Origin of the sequence: Catenibacterium sp., assembly GCF_052354645.1 — a bacterium.
Classification (GTDB): Bacteria; Bacillota_I; Bacilli_A; order Erysipelotrichales; family Coprobacillaceae; genus Catenibacterium; species Catenibacterium mitsuoka_A.
In genome coordinates this window covers 1-2,768 of the sequence record NZ_DAWDDM010000259.1, presented here as the reverse complement: position 1 = coordinate 2,768, position 2,768 = coordinate 1, and the positions used below count along the sequence as shown (strand labels likewise).

The window sequence follows — 2,768 nt, the reverse complement described above, 5'->3', positions numbered from 1 at the left end:
GTGAGAACTTACATTATCTCGATGTGAGTATATTTAATCACATTTTGAGTGGCAGGTGCCATATGTCTTTGAATGTTGGTAAGATTATCAAGGCTCAGGGTCCAGTTGTCGATGTACAGTTCGCTGCTGATAAAGATCTTCCAGATCTAAATACAGCTATCAAAATTGATAACCATGGTGAAGAGTTAACTGTAGAAGTTGCTCAGCATATTGGTGATGATATTGTAAGATGTATCGCAATGGGTCCTACTGATGGTTTAACAAGAGGTATGGATGCTGTGGATACTAATGCACCTATTAGTGTTCCAGTAGGTAATAAAACACTTGGTAGAATGTTCAACGTATTAGGACATTCTATTGATGGTAAAGATGAATTGACTGATGAAAAACATATGCCAATTCATAGATCAGCACCTACATTTGCTGATCAGAGAACAGAAACTGAAATTCTTGAAACAGGTATTAAAGTCGTTGACTTGATCTGTCCATTCATCAAGGGTGGTAAGATTGGGTTGTTCGGTGGTGCCGGTGTAGGTAAGACAGTTCTTATCCAGGAATTCATCAACAACATCGCAACTGAACATAACGGTTTATCAGTATTCGCCGGTGTTGGTGAACGTTCTCGTGAAGGTAATGATTTGTACTATGAAATGAAAGAAAGTGGTGTATTAGATAAGACAACACTAGTGTTTGGTCAGATGAATGAACCACCTGGATCAAGACTTAGAGTTGCATTATCAGCACTTACTATGGCGGAATATTTCCGTGATGAACAGGGACAGGATGTCTTACTATTCATCGATAATATCTTCCGTTTCACTCAGGCTGGTTCAGAAGTATCTGCCCTACTTGGACGTGTTCCATCTCAGGCAGGTTATCAGCCAACTCTTGCAACTGAAATGGGTCAGTTACAGGAACGTATTACTTCAACTAAACAGGGTTCTATTACATCTGTACAGGCTGTATATGTACCTGCCGATGATATGACTGACCCTGCTCCAGCAACTACATTCACACACCTTGATGCAAGAGTTGTACTTGATCGTAGTATTGCAGCATTAGGTATTTACCCTGCAGTAGATCCACTAAACTCTTCTTCTAGAGGTCTTGATCCAAATGTTGTTGGTAAAGAACATTATGAAGTGGCTCATGGAGTAACTCAGATGTTACAGAAATATCAGGAATTACAGGATATTATCGCAATTCTTGGTATGGATGAATTGAGTGAAGAAGATAAACTAATCGTTGCACGTGCAAGAAGAATTAGAAACTTCTTATCACAGCCATTTACTGTTGCAGAACAGTTTACTGGTTTAGATGGTAAGTATGTACATGTAGAAGATACAGTAAAAGGATTTAAAGAAATTCTAGAAGGCAAATATGACGATTTACCAGAGCAGGCTTTCCATAATGTAGGTACTATTGAAGAAGCAGTAAAGAAAGCTGAATCTTTAAGTGAGTAAATTTCATTTACATATCGTCACTCCTAAAGGTACCTACAGGGATGTAGACGTAGATATTCTGAACATTAGAACAACTGATGGTCAGATGGGTATACTTGCTCACCATATGCCATTGGCGAGTGGTGTGGAAATCGCCGAAATGAATTATAGGATTGATAAAGACAAATATGAATTCGCTGTTGGTGGTGGATTTGTTTATGTAGATGGTGATAACACTGTTACACTTATTGTGAATGATATTGAATCACCAGAAGAAATCGACCTACGTAGAGCTGAAGAAGCAAAGGCAAGAGCTGAAGAGAGATTAAGATCAAAGAATCCAGAAGTCGATTTACAGCGTGCTGAAATTGCGTTAAAGAAGGCTATTACACGTATTCATGTCAAAAACAATTACTAGGATCCAGGGTTATTCCCTGGATTTTCTTTTGGAGAAATTATGAAGAGAGAATATGTGAGAGTGAAAGATTATATACCTGATATATATGTAGAGTTGCGATATGCAACAGAACGTAATTTTACACATACTAAAGTATATGATTTTGATGAAGCGTATTTAAGAAGAGGAACTACACTTAAACTTAAGAAGGTTCAGGAAGAGTTAAAAGAAATAGGTTATAGTCTAAAAATCTGGGATGCCTATAGACCATTTACTGCACAACAATACTTCTGGGAACTGATCCATGATGATGAGTTTGTTGCTGATCCGACAAATGGTCCAAAGACACATAATTTTGGAAATGTTGTAGATGTGACTCTTGTAAAGAGTGATGGAAGTGAAATAGAGATGCCTACAGAGTTTGATGATTTTACGAGTCAAGCAAGTAGAGATTATTCATGGTTAACAGGTAATCCTCTTAAACATGTTCTATTACTAGAAGAAACAATGGAGAAGTATGGCTTTATAGGATATGAGGGTGAATGGTGGCATTATACAGATGAAGATTTTTATGACTATATAGAATTCAGGCCAAATGAAAGACACAGCTAATAAACTGGAACTTCAATGGTTCTGTCCAGGTAGATAATAAAGGACCTCAATACAAAATAGTTGATGGTAAACGTGTTTAGAAGAGTGCTTAGTCACTCTTTTTTTTGATGAAATAATTTTGAAATTCGATGATGACAGGATGAAGGTTGAAATTGATGAAAAATAACTTAAAAGATTTCGATTTTCTATAGAAGCCAAGAAACTGAGAAAAGAAAATTCCCCCCTTAAGATCAGAGTCATTAAAAGGGAGTATCGATATACTGATAATAAGAATAAGAAGCAATGAGAAATCATGATATAATTCACTAATCTTAGAA

3 protein-coding genes are annotated in these 2,768 nt (G+C 36.7%); all 3 read left to right on the top strand.

Going from position 1 to position 2,768, the window contains the following annotated elements; all coding sequences use genetic code 11:
* The first annotated feature begins 62 nt into the window (after positions 1–62).
* From atpD to ACT8VG_RS09625, 3 genes are read left to right on the top strand one after another with little or no spacing between them, the layout of a single operon-like run.
* Positions 63–1,463: a F0F1 ATP synthase subunit beta gene (gene atpD, locus ACT8VG_RS09635; protein ID WP_288706112.1), complete on the top strand. Its 1,401-nt coding sequence runs from the start codon at positions 63–65 to the stop codon at positions 1,461–1,463.
* Positions 1,456–1,860 (top strand): ATP synthase F1 subunit epsilon, encoded by a 405-nt coding sequence (atpC, locus tag ACT8VG_RS09630; protein ID WP_187011870.1) that lies wholly within the window; start codon positions 1,456–1,458, stop codon positions 1,858–1,860. Before atpD ends, atpC begins: the two co-directional genes overlap by 8 nt.
* A gap of 39 nt (positions 1,861–1,899) precedes the next feature.
* Positions 1,900–2,451: a M15 family metallopeptidase gene (locus tag ACT8VG_RS09625; protein ID WP_444195738.1), complete on the top strand. Its 552-nt coding sequence runs from the start codon at positions 1,900–1,902 to the stop codon at positions 2,449–2,451.
* The last annotated feature ends 317 nt before the right edge of the window (positions 2,452–2,768 follow it).